At 34.9% G+C, this 18,843-nt stretch carries 20 protein-coding genes; 2 read left to right on the top strand and 18 right to left on the bottom strand.

The annotated features are described in order from the left end of the window. The first annotated feature begins 76 nt into the window (after positions 1–76). Together ACWGOQ_RS18875 and ACWGOQ_RS18870 are read left to right on the top strand one after the other, a co-directional pair. Positions 77–1,108, top strand: coding sequence for an HU domain-containing protein (locus ACWGOQ_RS18875; RefSeq protein WP_452055792.1), 1,032 nt, complete (start codon positions 77–79; stop codon positions 1,106–1,108). Between the two features lie 215 nt (positions 1,109–1,323). Continuing rightward, entirely contained in the window at positions 1,324–1,833 is a 510-nt protein-coding gene (locus ACWGOQ_RS18870) for an acyl-CoA thioesterase (protein WP_452055793.1), read from the top strand. Positions 1,834–2,736: 903 nt separating this feature from the next. Here the strand turns inward: ACWGOQ_RS18870 and ACWGOQ_RS18865 are convergent. The 18 genes from ACWGOQ_RS18865 to ACWGOQ_RS18780 all read right to left on the bottom strand — a co-directional run bounded on the left by ACWGOQ_RS18865 (position 2,737) and on the right by ACWGOQ_RS18780 (position 18,836). Further along, complete coding sequence (locus tag ACWGOQ_RS18865) at positions 2,737–3,933, bottom strand: murein hydrolase activator EnvC family protein (protein ID WP_458202839.1); 1,197 nt, start codon at positions 3,931–3,933, stop codon at positions 2,737–2,739. Positions 3,934–3,962: 29 nt separating this feature from the next. Beyond that, positions 3,963–4,736 (bottom strand): lipoprotein insertase outer membrane protein LolB1, encoded by a 774-nt coding sequence (gene lolB1, locus ACWGOQ_RS18860; RefSeq protein WP_452055795.1) that lies wholly within the window; start codon positions 4,734–4,736, stop codon positions 3,963–3,965. 6 nt (positions 4,737–4,742) lie between these two features. Further along, a complete protein-coding gene (locus ACWGOQ_RS18855) occupies positions 4,743–6,119 on the bottom strand; it encodes a tetratricopeptide repeat protein (protein WP_452055796.1) in 1,377 nt (458 codons plus the stop codon). Positions 6,120–6,148: 29 nt separating this feature from the next. Then, positions 6,149–7,165 (bottom strand): sugar phosphate nucleotidyltransferase, encoded by a 1,017-nt coding sequence (locus ACWGOQ_RS18850; protein ID WP_452055797.1) that lies wholly within the window; start codon positions 7,163–7,165, stop codon positions 6,149–6,151. 154 nt (positions 7,166–7,319) lie between these two features. Continuing rightward, the gene (gene dut / locus ACWGOQ_RS18845) at positions 7,320–7,754 is read right to left on the bottom strand and encodes a dUTP diphosphatase (protein WP_452055798.1); all 435 of its coding nucleotides are present in this window, start codon (positions 7,752–7,754) and stop codon (positions 7,320–7,322) included. Positions 7,755–7,826: 72 nt separating this feature from the next. Then, on the bottom strand, positions 7,827–9,278 hold the full coding sequence (locus tag ACWGOQ_RS18840) for an oligosaccharide flippase family protein (protein WP_452055799.1): 1,452 nt from the start codon (positions 9,276–9,278) through the stop codon (positions 7,827–7,829). Between the two features lie 34 nt (positions 9,279–9,312). After that, positions 9,313–9,864, bottom strand: coding sequence for a hypothetical protein (locus ACWGOQ_RS18835; protein WP_452055800.1), 552 nt, complete (start codon positions 9,862–9,864; stop codon positions 9,313–9,315). After that, positions 9,810–10,556, bottom strand: a complete 747-nt coding sequence (locus tag ACWGOQ_RS18830) for a hypothetical protein (protein WP_452055801.1) — start codon at positions 10,554–10,556, stop codon at positions 9,810–9,812. The genes ACWGOQ_RS18835 and ACWGOQ_RS18830 overlap by 55 nt, the downstream gene beginning before the upstream one ends. An 18-nt stretch (positions 10,557–10,574) precedes the next feature. After that, positions 10,575–11,426 (bottom strand): hypothetical protein, encoded by an 852-nt coding sequence (locus ACWGOQ_RS18825; RefSeq protein ID WP_452055802.1) that lies wholly within the window; start codon positions 11,424–11,426, stop codon positions 10,575–10,577. 85 nt (positions 11,427–11,511) lie between these two features. After that, positions 11,512–12,378 (bottom strand): ATP synthase F1 subunit gamma, encoded by an 867-nt coding sequence (atpG, locus tag ACWGOQ_RS18820; RefSeq protein WP_452055803.1) that lies wholly within the window; start codon positions 12,376–12,378, stop codon positions 11,512–11,514. A 132-nt stretch (positions 12,379–12,510) separates the two neighbouring features. After that, positions 12,511–14,088: a F0F1 ATP synthase subunit alpha gene (atpA, locus tag ACWGOQ_RS18815; protein ID WP_452055804.1), complete on the bottom strand. Its 1,578-nt coding sequence runs from the start codon at positions 14,086–14,088 to the stop codon at positions 12,511–12,513. Between the two features lie 73 nt (positions 14,089–14,161). Beyond that, positions 14,162–14,689, bottom strand: a complete 528-nt coding sequence (gene atpH / locus ACWGOQ_RS18810; protein ID WP_452055805.1) for an ATP synthase F1 subunit delta — start codon at positions 14,687–14,689, stop codon at positions 14,162–14,164. A 7-nt stretch (positions 14,690–14,696) separates the two neighbouring features. Next, positions 14,697–15,197 carry a F0F1 ATP synthase subunit B gene (locus ACWGOQ_RS18805; RefSeq protein WP_452055806.1) on the bottom strand — a complete coding sequence of 167 codons (501 nt, stop codon included), beginning with the start codon at positions 15,195–15,197 and terminating at the stop codon, positions 14,697–14,699. Positions 15,198–15,280: 83 nt separating this feature from the next. Beyond that, positions 15,281–15,472 (bottom strand): ATP synthase F0 subunit C, encoded by a 192-nt coding sequence (atpE, locus tag ACWGOQ_RS18800; RefSeq protein ID WP_027394417.1) that lies wholly within the window; start codon positions 15,470–15,472, stop codon positions 15,281–15,283. 40 nt (positions 15,473–15,512) lie between these two features. Continuing rightward, the gene (gene atpB, locus ACWGOQ_RS18795) at positions 15,513–16,589 is read right to left on the bottom strand and encodes a F0F1 ATP synthase subunit A (protein ID WP_452055807.1); all 1,077 of its coding nucleotides are present in this window, start codon (positions 16,587–16,589) and stop codon (positions 15,513–15,515) included. Positions 16,590–17,130: 541 nt separating this feature from the next. Beyond that, complete coding sequence (locus ACWGOQ_RS18790; RefSeq protein ID WP_452055808.1) at positions 17,131–18,135, bottom strand: hypothetical protein; 1,005 nt, start codon at positions 18,133–18,135, stop codon at positions 17,131–17,133. Positions 18,136–18,211: 76 nt separating this feature from the next. After that, positions 18,212–18,445, bottom strand: coding sequence for an AtpZ/AtpI family protein (locus ACWGOQ_RS18785; protein ID WP_452055809.1), 234 nt, complete (start codon positions 18,443–18,445; stop codon positions 18,212–18,214). Beyond that, a complete protein-coding gene (locus ACWGOQ_RS18780) occupies positions 18,411–18,836 on the bottom strand; it encodes a bactofilin family protein (protein WP_452055810.1) in 426 nt (141 codons plus the stop codon). Before ACWGOQ_RS18780 ends, ACWGOQ_RS18785 begins: the two co-directional genes overlap by 35 nt. Between the last annotated feature and the right edge of the window lie 7 nt (positions 18,837–18,843).

Below are 18,843 nucleotides of genomic sequence, written 5' to 3'. Positions count from 1 at the left end.
CAGGATAGTTATATTTAGAACCAAAAAATTTTACCTTTGAGTTATCAATAACAGACAGCATATTAAGAAGGGGGTGATGAATAACACAGCAAAATACATAAGCGAATTATTATACAGATATGAATGTGTAATTTTACCAGGGTTCGGTGCTTTTTTAACAAAGCGTCAATCTGCTATGATTCAGGAATCCACCCACGCTTTTTTTCCTCCTCAAAAATCAATTTCGTTTAATAGTCAATTACAGAATAATGATGGTTTATTAGCTAATTATATTGCTAGTGCTGAGAACATATCTTATACAGACGCGGTTGCCAAAATTCAGCGCTATGTATTGTCTTTACACGATAAAATGGCATCCGGAAAAAGAATAGAATTAAATGGAATCGGTTATTTTTTTATAGCTGTTGAAGACACCTTACAGTTTGAACCCTCTCAGGACATCAATTACCTAACAGAAGCTTTCGGGTTGAATTCTTTTATATCGCCTTCTATTATTCGCAAAGAAGAGAAAGCTACTGAAGAAGTGGTAATACCTAAGGTAGCCAGAGAAGTTTATAAGGAACAGGCAGAAGCTATTGAAGAAACTACTCCTATTGTTTTCACTCCAGAAAGAAGACGGGAACGCCCATATTTAAAATATGCCGCAATTTTGATTTTAGGGATTGGTGTCGCAGGCTCTATAGGATTAAATCAGTTCAACAAAAAAGTTGATTTAGAAAATGATCGCATATCAATAAATGCGGAAAAGGAGATTGAAAGCAAAATCCAACAAGCTACCTTTGAAATTGCAAGTCCATTGCCAGCAATTAATTTAAACATTATTAAGACCAAAGAAGGTTCTTCTGAACATTCTGAGACTGATATCATTGAAACTTCAGGTAAATATCACGTGGTAGCAGGAGCTTTCAGAATACAAAGAAATGCTACTAAAAAAGTGCAAAAGCTAAAAGCCAATGGGTTTGACGCACGATTGATTGGGGTAAATAAATATGGATTACACCAAGTCGTATATAGTAGTTATCAAAACAGATTTGAGGCATTAGAAGCATTGCAACGTATCAAAAATCAACAAGATCGTCGCGCTTGGTTGTTAGTACAGGAACTTTAAATCTTATTTCTTTCAAAACATTTTTCTCAATCAGTTCTGAGTAATTATTCAGTTTCGACACTAATCGCTAGTGATAATTCGCATTCTTTTTTATTTTTTAGCAAAAACGCTAAAAATCCGTCAATTAATCAAATTAGCTGTATATCAGTTTTATGTGATCCTATAGCCAGTAGTTTATCATACCTGATTATCTTTGCCAAAAATTACCGAAATATATGGAAGCCAGATATCCTTCAGAATCGAGAACTATATTAACCGACCTCGTTTTACCAGGAGAAACTAATCCGCTTAACAATCTTTTTGGAGGTGAATTGTTAGCACGTATGGACCGTGCTGCAGGAATTGCTGCTGGACGACATTCCAGAAGAATTGTAGTAACAGCTTCGGTAAATCATGTAGCTTTTAGCAAAGCAATCCCATTAGGGAGTGTGGTGACAGTAGAAGCAAAGGTTTCTCGTGCATTTACATCATCTATGGAGGTAGTGATAGATGTTTGGATAGAAGACAGGCAAAGTGGTGACAAAACTAAAGCAAACGAAGCTATTTACACGTTTGTGGCGGTGAATGAAAGCGGCGCACCGGTATCCATTCCGCAAATTAAACCGGAGACAGCGTTAGAACAACAACGCTATGAGGCAGCGCTTCGTCGTAAGCAATTAAGCTTGGTTCTTGCCGGTAAAATGAAACCAGATGATGCCACAGAATTAAAAGCGCTATTTACTTAGTCTTCATAAGCGTTCATTAATACTAATGTCCATAGATCTTATGCATTCCTTCTATTAAGAAGGAGGATTTTATAATCGATTCTGTTTTTTGGTTATAAAGAAATTAAACAAAGATATGAGGTGATTTTATAAGAAACCTTCTAGTTGTTTATAAAAAATCTGCTCCCAGAGCTATAGAAATTAAAATCAACATAATTGCCACTACAATTTGAAGAAATTTTAAAGCAACTCTCTTTAGTAGCTTCATACCGATAAATGCTCCTCCAATGGCAAATTCTCTTCGACACCTAATTGAGCAACATTTGTTGCATACACACTAAGCCGTGTAAAATCTATAAGAGTAGAAGCAACCACCACTGCAGCGCCGATAAATTCCTCTTTAGAGAGACCAGCTTCAATCAAAAAGCTCTACGCAATGCTCCCTGATTGCCTGATAAACCTCCAAAAAAGCTACTTAACATACCTCTCCAAGAGGAAATTTTTCTTTATCAAATTTTTTTCGAGAAATAAGGGATTAAGTCCATACTTGAAAAAATGATAATTGCTATTGAAATAATAAATTTTACTGGGAAAACTTCAAATTTTTTATCAAATAAACTGTATGTAAAAAAGTGGTTTAATGTCTAGGATATTAATCAGCACCCGTGCACCAAAAATAGAAGCCAAAACTGCCCGAATCCCGCGAAGCGAAGCAACACTGCTTTATCCACATTTTACCCACTAAAACAGTTTAAAAACACTATTAAAAAATGATCCACGCCAGTCAATGCAATAGAAATCTCCACCAGAAAGAAAATCATCAGTACTGGTGTTAAGATGGTTCCTAGCCCAGATCCTGAAAAAAATGTAAGTATGGAAACCAAAAATACTACAACCGAAATAATAGCTATTTCTGTTATTCTATTACATTTTATAGATCCAGGATTGTGGATTCATTTTCTTTGTATCCTTGAAAATTAAAAATTTCATAATAGCACGCCCTGTTGCAGGGTTTACCCGAACCTCTCCAATGCTCTGTTTTGTTAAAACCTTTTGTCCTTCTTTTACAGAAATTTTTTCAAGATTATAATATACCGTTATATAATTACCATGCCTTACGTGTACTAATCTACCTGCATTTTTTAATTTTTGGATAGCCATTACTTCTCCTTCAAAAATGGCTCTGGCCTTTTCTCCAGGCCGTGTCTCTAACTCTACCCCACTGCTATTAATCTGGATGTTAGGTAATGTTGGATGTGGTTGTCTTCCATATTTTTTAGTAAGCTTTCCCGTTCCAACCGGCCATGGAAATTTTCCTTTATTAGCTGTAAAATTATCAGCTAATTTCTTATCCTCAGGTGTTAAAGCAAAAGTTGTAGCGGATCCTTTTTTAGAAGCTTTGTTTCCAGCTTTTTTATTGGCTTTGGCAATAGCTTCTCGAATCAGTTTTTCAATGGCTTTATCAATCGCACTTGCCTGTTCCTGTTTCTTTTTTATTTCCTTTTTATAAGTGCCTTCTTTTTTTCTGATAGATGCCATTAGAGATTGCTGTTGCTTTTTTTCTTCCTTTAGTCGTTCCTGAGCCTCTCTATTCTCTTCTACTAGTACTTCTTTTTGTTTTTTTCGTGCTAACAAGTCATTGTTTAACGTCCTTAGTTCTTCGGCACGCATTTGTATCTGATTTGCCTGTTCTCTGCGATGCTCATTATATTGTTTCATATACTGAAGCCGTTTATATGCCTGGGCAAAATCTGATGACGACAAGAGAAACATAATTTTACTTTGCTGTGATTTACTTTTATAAGATTTTACAATCATTCTAGCATAATCTTTTTTTAATGTCTTCAGCTCTGCTCGATAGGATTCCATTTTTTTAAGATTGGTATTAATCTCTCTTGTTAATAGATTTGCCTGCTGATTTGTAATTTTTATGAGGTTTTGTCTCGTAGTAATCTGAGAGCTTAATGTTTCTACTTCATCCAGTACAGAGCGTTCCTTAAGTTTGGTGTCAGCCAGTAAAGATCTCATTTGCTCAATCTGCTCTTTAAGTCGTCGACGTTGTTCTTCCAACTGTTGTTGCTTGGCACTTTGAGAAAATGATGAAATGCTTATACTTAGCATTCCGATAATGTATATGAATTTTTGTAGCCTCATTCTATAGTTACTTGCTCGTATCCTGATGGTATTTTAAACGGAAAACTTACGTTGGCATTGTAATCTACACTTCGATAATCAATCATAATTGAGGTTCTTGCGATTCCTTCTGAAGCTAAAATACTGATTTCTTTAGGGAAACTCTGATTTCCAACATTTTGGTAACTACCGTAACTAATAAGCAGGTTTCTATTTTCTAAAGGCTGTTTTAATTGCTGAGAAAACATTTTAAAATTATCAGGGTACAACACGAACAATCGTTCAAATAATTCCAACTCTTTTTTTGGGGTCAGTCTATACTTTTGATTTTCTATAGAAGACACATATTTTTCATCTTTAAGATTAAATAATGCTTGACCCAATAATAATTGCTGGACTTTTTCAAAATCTAAATCAGTCCCTAACCACTCACTAAGTAACTGAAAATTGCCTTCGAAATAAGTGTTGTTAATCTTCTCATAATAACTAACTTTTTCTGGTGTAATCAGTGCTTTGGCCAACGTGATTCCCAATAGTTTTGCACTTACCCATATTTTTTTGTCTTTTTCTAAGCGCAATGTAACATTTGGGCTAAACGATTGTTTTCCGTCATCGTACCGTACCTTTACTTTAGCATTGATTGTAGTAAAATTGAAGGCATTATTATAGTGATTGTTTACTATTTTTTCTGTTTTTAATCGTTTGGTTTTAGTATCGGAAAGCGCCTTAGTTCCTTTACAAGAGTGTAGTACAATTAGCAAACAACATAGTAGATACAATGCTCTATTCATTACTTTTTATGATTTTTTTTTAAGTTGAAAAGATCTTTCTTTGTATTCTGACGCCTTTACTTCATCACCCATTTTTAGATACGCCTCTCCTATTTGATCGTAGAAATCCGATTCCATTTTGAGATCATCAATGATGTAATCCATCCCGATACTCAAAATATCTATCGCTTCTTCATTTTTATTTTGGTTAATCAAAGAAACACCATGTACCAGATATAAAATCGGTTGAGAGGGATACATTTCTATTGCCAGTTCACTTCCTTCTTTTGCCTTTTCAAATCTCTTTAAATCAAGCTGTAATAACAACATCTTTCTTAAAACCCCAAAGTTATTTACATTATCTTTTAATCCTCTTTCGTAATAATTAAGCGCAATTTCCTTCTTATCTTTGTCATAGAAGTAATTTCCTATTTCCGTAAACACTTTGCTGCTTCCAGAATCTTCAGAGAATACGTTGGTTACCTCAATAAGTTTTGATTCGTAACTTGGGTTTTTATCCACAAATATCAGAAAGTCATTTATGACTTTATATTTAGACTCTGCATCTATTTTATCACTTGCCAAAACAATTTTTATAGAATTTACAGCCTCATCAGTGCTTTTATTATTCAGGTAGAATTTGTACAATGCTAAATGAGCCAATTGTGATTTTGGTTTCTGTTCCAAAAGTAATTGAGCAGTGCCAAAAGCTTTGTTTTCCTGATTATCCTGACTGTATAAGTAAATGAGGTTTAAGTAGTTTTGTTCTTCCTTAGGATTTTCTGCTATTTTTTCTTCTAATCGAGTAATTTGAGAGTTTGGGTTGCTAATTTTTAGCATTATTTTTTTTCGTAGCTTATCTCTGTACGAGTCTATGCCCAATTCTTCAATGAGCGCATCAACAACAGTTAGTGCATCATCATACCTTTCTTCCAAAAAATACAAATTGGCTAACTGCTCTTTATACATACTGTCATAATCAGCTAATTTTTCAACAACTTCGATAGATTCTGTATACTTTCTTTGCTTAAAATATACTTCAAATAAGAGTTCCAGCACATATCTATCATTTGGTTTTTCTTCTAAAACCTTTTTAAAATTATTAGCAGCCCGATCATACTTTTTCAAATCCAGATAATTCTTACCTAACTCATAGTATAATGCTACCGGCTTTGGATTGGCTTCAATACATCTTTCCAAAGCGCTAATTGCCTTCTCATAGTTAGTAATCGCTCTTTGTTTTAACGCTTCAAAGAAACTTTCTTTAAATACATCAGACACATCGCCAAGATCGTCTAAAATCTCAATTTTTTTGAGAGATTCCGGTTCTTGAGAAAAAACAACATTCATTCCCCCTCCAAAAAAGAGGATAGCCATTATGATATGTCTCCAATACTTAGTCATACAAATTTTTCAAAAAAGTGAATCACAAATTATTCCAAAGTAGCATAGTCTCCAATACTAATGGTGGTATACTTTTCGTCGTAGTATACGTGATTTCCAATCATAGCATTGTCTAAGTTAGCATTTTTTATGATAGTTTGGTTTTGTATCAGACTATTTTTAATTATACTATCTTCGATACTACAATCATTCCCTATAGAAACATTGGGACCGACAGATCCATTCTTTATAGTCACTCCTTTTCCTATATAACAAGGCGGAATGATCTTCGCGTTTTCTAAAGAAACACTTTCATTTATCAATTTTTCTCCATCATTTTCTAAAAAACCTAGCATTCTGCTATTGGTTTCTACAGTGACATCTTTATTTCCACAGTCCATCCATTCTTCAACCTGACCCGTTACAAATGTTTTTCCATCTGCCATCATTCTCTTGATACCATCGTTAATCTGGTATTCGCCTCCGTTAATAATATTATTATCTAAAACGTGTTGTAATTCATTTTTTAATACGCTAATATCTTTAAAATAATAGATTCCTATCACAGCAAGATTAGAAACAAATTCTTTTGGTTTCTCTACTAATTCTACGATTTGTTTTTTGTCATTTAGTTTGACTACACCATATGCCTCTGGTTGCTCCACTTGTTTGACCCAAATAACAGAGTCTGCCTCTTTATCCAGATTAAAATCTGCTCTGATCAGTGTATCCGCATAGGCAACAACGGCTGGCCCTGATAAGGAATCCTTTGCACACATAATAGCATGACCTGTTCCTAACGGTTGATCCTGTCTGTAGACAGAAGCTTTAGCACCTAGTTCTTCTGCCAGTGCAATTAAGTTTTCTACAACATCATCTCCGAAAAATGCAGGATCTCCCAATACAAAAGCAATTTCATCTACAGGTTCTCCTAACACTTTTGCGATATCAGAAACTAATCGATGAACGATTGGTTTTCCGGCTACCGGAATCAATGGTTTAGGAACTGTTAACGTATGAGGTCTCAATCTAGAGCCTCTACCTGCCATGGGTACTATGATTTTCATGCTTTGTTTTGTTTATTTTAATTGGTTAATTGACATATTGTTTCAGAATAGAAAAAACATTAGGTAACGTCCTCTAGATATTTCTCTTTAAAAAGAATTGCCCACAAAAGAGCTGTTTTATATCTTGAGACCACTTGCTTACTTCTGTTAACTTTTACTTCACTCCTGTGCTTCCAAAACCACCTGCTCCTCTTGAGGTTTCTGAAAGCGCTGTTACTTCATTCCATTCTGCTCTTTCATGTTTTGCGATGACTAACTGTGCTACTCTTTCTCCATTTTCTATAACAAAATCTTCTTGAGACAAATTAACCAGAATTACTCCTATTTCGCCTCTGTAATCTGCATCCACTGTTCCGGGAGCATTTAATACTGTGATTCCTTTTTTGGCGGCCAATCCACTTCGTGGACGTACTTGTGCTTCAAAACCTACCGGTAATTCTACAAATAATCCGGTCTTAACAATAGCTCTTTCTAAAGGTTTAAGCGTTATTGGTTCTGGGATGTTTGCTCTCAGATCCATTCCTGCCGAAGCAATGGTTTCGTAATGTGGTAACTTGTGTGATGACTTGTTAATGATATTTATTTGCATACTATTTTATATAAATCGTTATGTTTTCTCAACTACATCCCCTAAGGCCTGTAGAATGAAGAAAACAAAAGATTACTTTTTTAATATTCGTTTTAGTTCTTTTTTTTCGGAGGCATACAAAATTACTAAAAACACTAGTAACAGAGGGACAGAAATCATATAATTACTATCAAAGACGTAAAAAGAAATGATAGAAAAACCAATTGATAGCATCAGATACATTCCCATTTTTTTAAGGTCATAAGGTATCGGGTAATATTTTCTCCCTAAATACCACGACAATATCATCATAGTTCCATAAGCTCCTAACGTTGCAATTGCTGAACCTACATACGTATACTTTGGAATCAACAGAAAATTAAGCGTCAAAGTGATGATAGCACCAAAAACCGAGATATAAGCTCCAAATTTAGTTCTGTCTGTTACTTTATACCATACTGAAAGGTTATGATAGATACCCAGACAGAAATTAGCTAATAAAATAAAAGGAACAATCTTTACTGCTTCCCAATAAGATACATCTCGTAAAAAGGCAACTTTTAATACGTGAACAAACACAATAACCAACAAGAAGATAAAAGATCCTAAAATCACAAAATATTTGGTAATTCTTGCATACGTTTCTGGCGCATTTTTACTTGCAGCATAATTGAAGAAAAAGGGTTCTATTCCTAACCTAAAAGCAGTGGCAAATAAAGTCATAAACAGTGCTAATTTATAACAAGCAGCATATACACCTACCATATGTTCGGCTACATTATCCGGCAATAATTTATCCAATAGTATTCTATCGAAAGTTTCGTTAATCGAATATGCTATTCCAGCTACCAGAATTGGTGTCGCATATTTCATCATCTTTTTCCATAAGGTAATATCAAAACGATATTTGATCTTAGTATAGAAGGGTAATAATACCAACAAAGCAAATCCGCTTGCTATTACATTAGAAATAAAAATGTAATTAATCTCATAATCGTCCTTATAAATCCAATCCAACGCTGAAAAATGAAAGGAAAGTTGTTTTAAATAGAGTAAGAAGAATATATTAAGTCCAAAATTGATCGCAACATTCGTTATTTTAATAATTGCATATCTAATTGGACGTTCTTTTGCTCTTAACCAGGAAAAAGGAATAATCACCAAAGCATCTAAAAGTAATATCCATATAACCAAGTTTATGTACTCCAACTTAATCTCAATCCATGTTGATATCGGCTCTCTGAGTAACAAAGCTATCACTAAGAAAATCAAAGATGAAGCGGCAATTGATATTGCAGAGGTGCTTGCTACTTTTTCCTTATCAGATTCCTTACTAAAAAACCTGAAAAAAGCAGTTTCCATTCCATACGCTAACATCACATTGAATAACACAAAATACGAAAAGATGATGGAGACTTTACCGTACTCCTCTGTAGGTAATTGATCGGTGTATAGAGGCACCAAAAGAAATGACAACATGCGTGGTAACACTGTTGCCATTCCATATATAAAAGTTTGCTTAAAAAGTTTTTGAAAAATTCCCAACTGCTATTTAATTGTGGGCTTAAAAATACAATTTTTATTGCCTCGGCTGCATCGGATATGCTTTCAATTCCTTCTCTGGTAATTTATCTATTTTGAAATATCCTCTTGTACCGTTCTTATTGTACGCAATTACACATTCTTCTTGTTTTAGTTCGAAGGGTATTTTTTCTTCAATTTGAGGAACTTTGTTAGTATATTCTTCCTTTGGATCACTACTCATCACCATATCTCTTTCTATTGTCTTAGGATCCGTATATCGCCCCACGTAAACGGCTTCATTCCGTTTGCGTTCTAATTTTACCTCTTTTCCCTTAAAATAAGCGGTCTCTAATTGCACATCAGAAGTTGCATCCACAGGAAGATATATCATGAATCCTGAGCCTCCTCCTTTGACACCAGCTACCCAATTTTGAAAATAAGGATCGGTTAGCTGAACAGGTGCTGTTTGATCAATTTTTTGACTTGTTGCACATTGTGTAAAAGCTGCGAGCAAGGTCAATAGACCTATGTTGGTAATAAGCTTTTGTATTTTTATTGTTCTGTTTCCCATTTTTCTTTCATGCGTTCCCGCATTTTTGTTTTCCATTTTTTAATATCTCTAGTGTTAAAAACAATATTCATTCCAAAATTAAAAGCAACTCCAGAGAACAATTTAGAATCGTTACCATTCGTAATATTCAATCCATACATATAGGGAACTCCGAATTCTAATTCCAGGCACTTCGCAAATTTATAATTAATTCCGGCACCGGCAGTTAGTAACAATAATCCTCCACTATTATCTTCGATAGCGATATCTGCAGGATCATTTGCTTTATAACGTATGGCACCGATTCCGACTCCAGACTCTAAATAAAAACTAAATTTACCACTATTAATTGCATGTTTCTTAAAAGAAGGAATAAAACCATAGGCTTGCACCTCTGCATCTATGCCATTTTCTTGTTCTATGTCTTGAGGAAACAACACAAAAGCTGCTGTATTGATGGCAAAACGCTCAGACACATAATAGGATAAGCTAGGTTTGGCTACCACACCACTATACCCATTGTTGAAGTCCATTAGCGGAACGGCTGCTAGCCCCATTTTTATATCGCCCGCTTCATATAGGGTTTCTGATTCCTGGGCATTAAGATTGGATACGAAAATTGCTATAATACATAGCGCAAAAAGTTTACTTGTCTTCATTTTTCTTTTTTCCATTAAAGATAAAAAACGAATACCTGCTTTATCATAAAAAAAACAAAAAACCTCATACACCGGGGTGTATGAGGTCATAAGTTTTACTGTTAGAGTCTATTGAATCTTAGAATTTAAATGTTCTACATTTTTTGACGTGAGATCGACAGACATCGCATTATAATCGTGGTATATTATTTCTCCGGTATATCCGTCTATTACTTCCACAAACTTCTCGTTTGCAGCACTAGTAGACATTAAATAATAAAAGCTTTCAGTAGCATTCAATATTTTACTCTGTAAACTCTTTCTATCAATATATTCATATTTCCACGAATAGCCCTTAAAAAGCTCGTCAGCATCTTTTCTATCGACAAGTTCTAACTTTCTTGGATGTAGTCTCATTTTTATTTCTTCAGGAACGTAAAGCGTTTTATCTTTTAAATCTGCTAGTTTTTCTGAGTTTTCGTGATTGCCATAAAATCCATGTTTCTCATTTTTCAAAAGTAGCCTATTAACCTCTTTTAATTGATTTTTAAGATAACCTAAACCATAATTAAGACTAAGGTATACCTTAGCAATATTTTTAGTTTTCTTTTTACCATCTTTAATATGGTATTCATACTTGTAATAATTTCTTGTAAATGTGCTAGTATAAAACCAATTATTGGTAGAGTTTGAGCTCAAAGTACTACTACTAGATCCTAATGAAAATAAAGCATACTTAGAATTTCTATCATAATCTTTATACTCCTCAGCAGATATAACCTTAAAATCATTAAAAGTCCAAACTGCTGAAATTACTTTCTCTAAAGAATCCTTTTCATAAATATCGAGAACAAAGAGAGTAGTTCTATTTTCAAGATTTTTATATTCTTCCTCTTTAAAATCCCAAGTTGAAACTTGAGAAAACAAAAAGTTGTTTATTAAAAACAAAAAAGAAAGCAGTAAGGTTTTATTATTTTTCATGATTTTTAAAGTGCTTAAGATAATTTATATAAAAAGAGGTCATATTTTACTATATGACCTCTTTTTATATAAATTTAATGTGTTTTTATCCATTCAATGCCTCTGCACCACCAACGATCTCTAAGATCTCATTAGTAATAGAAGCCTGTCTAGCTTTATTGTATTGTAATTTTAAAGAATCTCTTAATTCGGTAGCATTATCAGTTGCTTTATGCATCGCTGTCATACGGGCTCCGTGTTCAGAAGCAAAAGAATCACGAATTGCCTTATAAAGCTGTGTTTTTAAAGATTTTGGAATTAATTCTTCAACAATCTCTTCTTTTGATGGTTCAAAAATATAATCCAAATTAGCATTCTTTTTGCCTTCAATTTCTACTGGCTGAATTGGTAAAAACTGTTCTGTAGTTACTATCTGAGTGGCTGCATTTTTAAACTTGTTATATACAACTACAATTTTGTCATAAGAACCTTTTGTAAATAACTCCATTAAGTCATCTGCGATCGCTGCAACATTAGCAAAAGTCAGCTCATCAAAAACTTCATTTTTATTAGCAACAACCGTATGCGTTTTGGAAACAATGTCATTCACTTTTTTTCCGATGGTTAAAAAGTCAACTTGTTTACCAGCATATACATGATTGCATAACTCTCTAGAGGCTTTAACAATATTAGAATTAAAAGCACCTGCTAGACCACGATTAGAAGCAATTGCTACTACCAAAACCTTATTTACCTCGCGTTGCTCAGCATATGAGCTTGCACTATCTCCTTCGAGTGAAGCACTTAGGCTTTGTAACAACTCGGTAAGCTTGTCTGCATAAGGACGCATAGCAGTAATGGCCATCTGTGCTTTGTTCAACTTTGCTGCCGATACCATTTTCATGGCACTGGTAATTTGCATCGTTGAAGATACAGAGGTAATTCTACTACGTAATTCTTTTAAATTTGCCATTTTTCTTAGTATTGAGTATTGAGTAGTTAGTAGTTAATACTTTCTAAAACAATACCTTTCTAATATTATAACTTTTATAAAATACAGAGTACTAAAAATTTGAAAATCTTACTACTCTGTACTCAATACTATTTACTTATACTTTGCTGAAATCTCTTTACAAGCCGAAAGTAATACGTCTGTTACTTCATCTGTCAATTTTCCAGCTTTCAAAGTGTCTAGTGTATCTCTATGCTTCGCATTAAGATATTCTATATAATCACTTTCGAATTCTTTTATTTTATTTACAGGAACATCTCTTAGTAAATTTTTAGATCCAGCATAGATGATCGCAATCTGATCTTCTACAGTATACGGATCGTTTTGAGCTTGCTTTAAGATTTCTACGTTACGCTTCCCTTTTTCAATTACATTTAGAGTAGCCGCATCAAGGTCAGAACCAAATTTAGCAAATGCTTCTAGTTCACGGAACTGTGCCTGATCTAATTTAAGTGTACCTGCTACTTTCTTCATTGACTTAATCTGCGCAGATCCACCTACACGAGATACTGAAATACCAACATTAATTGCAGGACGAACACCAGAGTTAAATAAGTCTGACGTTAAGAATATCTGACCATCAGTAATCGAAATCACGTTGGTAGGAATATATGCGGATACGTCACCAGCTTGTGTTTCGATAATTGGTAAAGCCGTTAGCGATCCACCACCTTTTACCTTATCTTTTAAAGAATCAGGAAGATCATTCATATCTTTTGCAATACTGTCATCTGCAATTACTTTTGCAGCACGCTCTAATAATCTAGAGTGAAGATAGAATACATCTCCAGGATATGCCTCACGCCCTGGTGGACGACGCAATAATAGCGACACCTCACGATATGCAACTGCTTGCTTAGATAAATCATCATAAATAATTAAAGCAGGACGACCTGTATCACGGAAATACTCACCAATTGCAGCACCTGCAAATGGAGCGTATACCTGCATAGGAGCAGGATCAGAAGCATTTGCCGCAACGATAGTTGTATATGCCAATGCACCTTTTTCTTCTAATACTTTAGAAATTAATGCAACTGTCGATGCTTTTTGGCCAATAGCCACATAGATACAGTAAACCGGCTCACCAGCATCATAAAATTCTTTTTGGTTAAGGATCGTATCGATACACACTGTTGTTTTACCAGTCTGACGGTCGCCGATTACCAACTCACGTTGTCCTCTACCTATCGGTACCATCGCATCAATGGACTTGATTCCTGTCTGTAATGGTTCTGTTACTGGCTGACGGAAAACTACTCCAGGAGCTTTACGTTCTAATGGCATTTCGAAGGTTTCACCTTCGATCGCACCTTTTCCATCGATAGGATTTCCTAAAGTATCCACCACACGACCTACAATTCCTTCTCCCACATTAATAGAAGCAATTCTTTGTGTACGTTTAACAGTTACACCTTCTTTTACTTCCGTTGAAGGGCCTAAAAGTACTACTCCAACATTATCCTCTTCAAGATTCAGTACGATTCCTTCTAATCCAGATTCGAATTCCACTAATTCTCCATACTGTACATTGGACAATCCGTATACTCTGGCGATACCATCACCAATTTGTAATACTGTACCTACTTCTTCCAGCGAAGCCGTAGCCTCAAATCCAGATAATTGTTGTTTTAATATTGCTGATACTTCAGCAGGATTCACCTCTGCCATTTTATAATAGTTTGCAAAAATGAGCACGAATACTCATTCTCTTATTATTAAATTTATATTAATAAAGCAATTGTTAATTACTTAATTCTCTTTTTAAATTCGTAAGCTTATTTGCTATACTCGCATTATATTGTAAATCACCAACTCTTAGAATAAAACCTCCAATAATGCTTTCATCGATAACGTTTTCAATGGTCGCTTCATTTCCGGTTAACTCTTTTACTTTTGCCTGCACCAATGCACTTAATGCCTTATTCAAAGGAATTGCAGTAGTCACTTTGGCAACCTGAGTGTTATTCAATTGATCAAATAAAGCAATATATTGTCTGGCAACATCTTCTAGCAAATTCACTCTTTTATTGGTAATCAAGATGTCAAATAATTTTTGTGTAACATCTCCTGTGTTCTTGAAGATCTCACGTAAAGAAGCTAGCTTTACTTCACTTTTAATTAAAGGACTATTTATTACCATCTTAAGATCAGAACTACCATCGATTGTGGTGATAATATCTTGCATATCTTTCTGAATATCCTTCGTGGCACCTTGATCCTGAGCTAAACTCAAAACTGCCTTTGCATAACGTATTGCTGCTCTACTCATGTTATGATTAGTTTAAAGTAACATCTCCTAACATAGACTCTACCAACTCTAGTTGTTTGTCTTTGTCAGCTAATTCTTTTCTTACCACTTTTTCAGCTATCTCTACAGAAAGACCTGCTACCTGACTTTTAAGATCTGCAATAGCCGCTTTTTTTTCGCTTTCAATTGTTGCTTGAGCTTGTACGACAATTTTATCTGCTTCAGTCTGAGCTTCGGCCTTAGCATCAGCAATCATACTTTCTTTAAGTTGTCTTGCTTCTTTAAGCATTCCGTCTCTTTCTGCACGTGCTTCATTAAGAATACGCTCATTGTCTGCCTGAAGGTTTTGCATTTCTTTTCTAGCCGCTTCTGCAGATTCTAATGCGTTCTTAATTCCTTCTTCACGATTGTTAACCGAATCAAGAATAGGTTTCCAAGCAAATTTTCTTAATAATAATAGTAATCCTACAAACAAAAGTATCTGCCAAAAAAACAGACCGAATGAAAAATCATTTATTAACTTCTCCATAATTTAATTATGTTATTTCTTTATTGTTTAATTTTAAAACGTAGTAATAGCTGTAACCAACCGTTACAGCTATTACCTGTAAATTAAGCTGCGAATAACGCTGCAAATCCAATACCTTCAATAAGTGCTGCTGCAATAAGCATAGCCGTTTGGATTTTTCCTGAAGCTTCTGGTTGACGTGCAATAGCTTCCATTGCTTGTCCACCGATTCTACCAATACCTAAACCAGCACCGATAACAATCAAACCAGCTCCTACATAATTTAAACCTTCCATAGTAAAGAATTAAAAAAATTAAACAATTATAATTATCGTTTTAGTGATGTGCCTCTTCATTTGCCATACCGAAGTATAATGCAGACAACATCGTAAATATATATGCTTGTAATGCCGCTACCAATAATTCTAATATTGATAGCGCAAATGCTAACCCAAATGATAATGGACTACCGATCCAGCTCTTAAATAAGAACATCATTCCCACGATACTCATTAATACCACGTGACCCGCAGTCATATTGGCATATAAACGTATCATTAATGAAAATGGTTTTATAAAAACTCCTAACAATTCTATCGGCGCTAGCACTATTTTCATAAATGTAGGAACACCCGGCATCCAGAAAATATGTCCCCAATAGTTTTTATTAGCAGTAAAGTTTGTAATTAAAAAAGTAATTAACGCTAATGCAAAAGTCACTGCAATATTTCCGGTAACATTTACTCCAAGCGGTGTCATTCCCAATAAATTTAAAAACCAAACAAAGAAAAAGATAGTCAATAAAAAGCTCATGTACTTTTTATAATTCTTTTCTCCGATATTAGGGATTGCGATTTCGTCTCTAACAAAAAGAACTAAAGGTTCTAAGAAACGCCCAACTCCTTTAGGAATACCATTATTCTTTTTATACGATTTTGCCAACCCTCTAAACATAAAAAACATGAGTAGTCCAATTAAAAACATGCTAACCACGTTTTTTGTAATCGAAAAATCTAAAGGTTTATCGTTTGTTGGGTGATGGTCCTCATCGTAATCAATCGTACCTTGAGCATCCGTCTTGTATATTTTGGAGTGATATAATTTGTAATAATCCCCATCTACCTCGGCAACAGTCTCTCCGTGGTGAAATTTGGACGAAGAAAAAATCTTAAGACCATCATCCCATAAAATTACTGGAAGTGGAAAACCATAATGCGTACCAGTCTCTTTATCAGAAAATAATGTAAAATCGTGTGAATCCTGAAGGTGATGATCAATAAATTCTTTTATCTCAGTCTTCAACCCATCTTTACCTTCTTTTTCTACTTTCTCAGTATCTTTTGCTACTAGATTCAAAGAAGTGAGAATCAAGGCCAAGGTCATAAAAATTCTAACTACACTAATTTTTTGCATTCTAGGTCAGATTTCGGTTCCTAAATTTCGGTGCAAATGTACATAATTATGTTAGATTCTTAAACTATTTTGTGTAAATAAGTTTAATATAATTTTGAAATTAGTAAAATTCTGATTATCAATTATTCAGGATTTTGGAAATATAATATACCTCTAGGATTAAACTAATCACATACGGAGTAAAAAAGTCAAGAAAAATGCTTCTATCCACTTCAATACTAATTAGTTGAGTAATCGCCACAAACACACCTAATTTAATAAAACTGCCTGCCAAAAATATAAAACCAATCTGATCTTTAAAATTATTACTAAGTAATAAAATAAGAGTAACTAGTATTACTGTGTAAATAGCATTAAAGACATACGATAGGTTAAGAATTTTTGGATTACTATGGAAAGAAAAAAAATCGATGACCGATGTTTGTATAAAGTAAAATACTGATAATATGAGAAGAAATAGTATCAGAAAACGAAGTAAATTTTTGATTATTTGTCGATCAAGCTCTGGCATCTTTACCATAATTTTGTAGCCGATAAAAACTTATTTAGCATACGCATCATTTATTTCTAACGCGTCAATTAGCACTTCCCATTTGACGCCATCAAACATGGACGCACCGTTTTGCCCCGCAGTAAGTAAGAGGTTTTTTTCAGCATTGATACTCAAAGATCCGGAGCGGTTTTTCACCTGCGATGGCACTGTTGCGCGTTTTAGCTCGTTGTCACTATATTCCCAGAGGCCGTAGTCGGAACCCAACCAAAGACGATTGGCAAACCACACAATGTCCTTCCATGGCGTTACAAACTCTTGGGAAGACAACAGTTTCCAGGCGGTGCCTTTGCCGCGCCAAAGTCGCCCCAAGTTACCGCCGATGTAGACATAGCCGTCGTCGGCGCAACAAACGTTTTCCAACAATTCATTTGACGGGAAATCAAGTTGCGTGAACCGTTTGCCATCGTAGTACCATACATCACCTTGCCCACCGACTAGGTAAATGTCTTCTTCGGAAAAGCCCGCGACATCGTTCCAGCCGTACTCTAATGAGGATTTACCTTGCTTAAACTCTACTGGCGTGTCTAAGGCTTTCGCCAGATCTTCCCACTGGTTGATGCCCTTGCGTAGATAGAGTTTTCGTGGAATGCCCACCGAGTAGATTGACTTTCCGATAATTTTCAAGTTAACCACCACGGCAGTAAGGTCCGTATCATTTAAGCTGGTGGGGTGCTTGTTTTCACTGTGTTCTTTACCATTGCTTTGAGAATAAATATTGCCCGCCATGTCCACAGCCAGCGTCTCGTTATCCGCGGGATTATGGGCAAACGTTGAAATACCAAAATCACTTGAGCCGTAGTAATAGTATTTTTGCGATGGCAGCTCCTTTTCCTTATAGGTAAATAAAAATCGTTTTCTAGGATAGTAATCGATGCCCTCAGCACCGGTATCCTCACTTAACAAAAACATTTGCCTGTTTTTGTTTTTTATTGCGCATCGGGTTAATAAGTAACCCTTGAGCGTTTTCTCCCAAATATCTTTATCAAATATCATGAATTGAATCCTCGTTGTTTTTAAGATTTACTATTGAGATGACTTTACAAAGGGTTTTTATAAAAAATCAGACAACCTATTTTTTAGAATTATTAATACGGTCAAGCTGTTTAATTACCAAATACAACGACGACGCTACTCCTAAAAGAACAAGTCCCATTGTAAACCAATTCTTTTCCAGTTGATAATATTCATCCAGTTTTTTACCGGCATATGCGCAGACAAAAATGATACCGCCCATTTCGAAGGCAATACCTGTTAATGCTAAATACTTTCTAAGCTGATTTCCCTTGTCCTTGTTTTTGTTCATCTTGCTTACCTCCAAGAGATTTAACACCGCCTTTCATTACACACGATGCGTTAAAAGTTGCTCCAGGTTCTACGGCTAATTTACCTACAGAAACTTCTCCCTCTATATGTGCGGTTGGTTTTAGGGATAATGTACCTGATATTACTAAATTTCCTGAAAATTTTCCTTCAAAATCCGCATCAGAACATTCTAATGTTCCTTGAATATAGCCGGATTTTCCTACTACCACTTTTCCTGTGGTCTTAAAAGTTCCTTCTATAGTTCCTTCTACTCTAAAACCGCCTTCGGAAATCACGTCTCCTACAATTTTAGTTCCTTCTGAAATCTTGTTCTGATTTCTTGAAAAATCTGTTAAAGCCTGATCTTTTCCTTTCTTGTTGTCTGAAAACATAGTACGG

The sequence above is a fragment of the Aquimarina ulvae genome (assembly GCF_053613295.3).
This window is presented reverse-complemented; position numbering and strand designations above follow the sequence as displayed.

Bases quoted from the DNA above. Each gene is read 5' to 3' on its own strand.
- ACWGOQ_RS18780 (WP_452055810.1), bottom strand. From the start codon at position 18,836: ATGTTTTCAGACAACAAGAAAGGAAAAGATCAGGCTTTAACAGATTTT.
- ACWGOQ_RS18830 (WP_452055801.1), bottom strand. From the start codon at position 10,556: ATGACCTCATACACCCCGGTGTATGAGGTTTTTTGTTTTTTTTATGAT.
- atpE (WP_027394417.1), bottom strand. From the start codon at position 15,472: ATGGAAGGTTTAAATTATGTAGGAGCTGGTTTGATTGTTATCGGTGCT.
- ACWGOQ_RS18875 (WP_452055792.1), top strand. From the start codon at position 77: ATGAATAACACAGCAAAATACATAAGCGAATTATTATACAGATATGAA.
- ACWGOQ_RS18785 (WP_452055809.1), bottom strand. From the start codon at position 18,445: ATGAACAAAAACAAGGACAAGGGAAATCAGCTTAGAAAGTATTTAGCA.
- atpA (WP_452055804.1), bottom strand. From the start codon at position 14,088: ATGGCAGAGGTGAATCCTGCTGAAGTATCAGCAATATTAAAACAACAA.
- ACWGOQ_RS18855 (WP_452055796.1), bottom strand. From the start codon at position 6,119: ATGACTAAGTATTGGAGACATATCATAATGGCTATCCTCTTTTTTGGA.
- ACWGOQ_RS18790 (WP_452055808.1), bottom strand. From the start codon at position 18,135: ATGATATTTGATAAAGATATTTGGGAGAAAACGCTCAAGGGTTACTTA.
- ACWGOQ_RS18835 (WP_452055800.1), bottom strand. From the start codon at position 9,864: ATGGAAAACAAAAATGCGGGAACGCATGAAAGAAAAATGGGAAACAGA.
- ACWGOQ_RS18805 (WP_452055806.1), bottom strand. From the start codon at position 15,197: ATGGAGAAGTTAATAAATGATTTTTCATTCGGTCTGTTTTTTTGGCAG.
- atpH (WP_452055805.1), bottom strand. From the start codon at position 14,689: ATGAGTAGAGCAGCAATACGTTATGCAAAGGCAGTTTTGAGTTTAGCT.
- ACWGOQ_RS18865 (WP_458202839.1), bottom strand. From the start codon at position 3,933: ATGCTAAGTATAAGCATTTCATCATTTTCTCAAAGTGCCAAGCAACAA.
- ACWGOQ_RS18870 (WP_452055793.1), top strand. From the start codon at position 1,324: ATGGAAGCCAGATATCCTTCAGAATCGAGAACTATATTAACCGACCTC.
- atpB (WP_452055807.1), bottom strand. From the start codon at position 16,589: ATGCAAAAAATTAGTGTAGTTAGAATTTTTATGACCTTGGCCTTGATT.
- ACWGOQ_RS18850 (WP_452055797.1), bottom strand. From the start codon at position 7,165: ATGAAAATCATAGTACCCATGGCAGGTAGAGGCTCTAGATTGAGACCT.
- atpG (WP_452055803.1), bottom strand. From the start codon at position 12,378: ATGGCAAATTTAAAAGAATTACGTAGTAGAATTACCTCTGTATCTTCA.
- ACWGOQ_RS18825 (WP_452055802.1), bottom strand. From the start codon at position 11,426: ATGAAAAATAATAAAACCTTACTGCTTTCTTTTTTGTTTTTAATAAAC.
- dut (WP_452055798.1), bottom strand. From the start codon at position 7,754: ATGCAAATAAATATCATTAACAAGTCATCACACAAGTTACCACATTAC.
- lolB1 (WP_452055795.1), bottom strand. From the start codon at position 4,736: ATGAATAGAGCATTGTATCTACTATGTTGTTTGCTAATTGTACTACAC.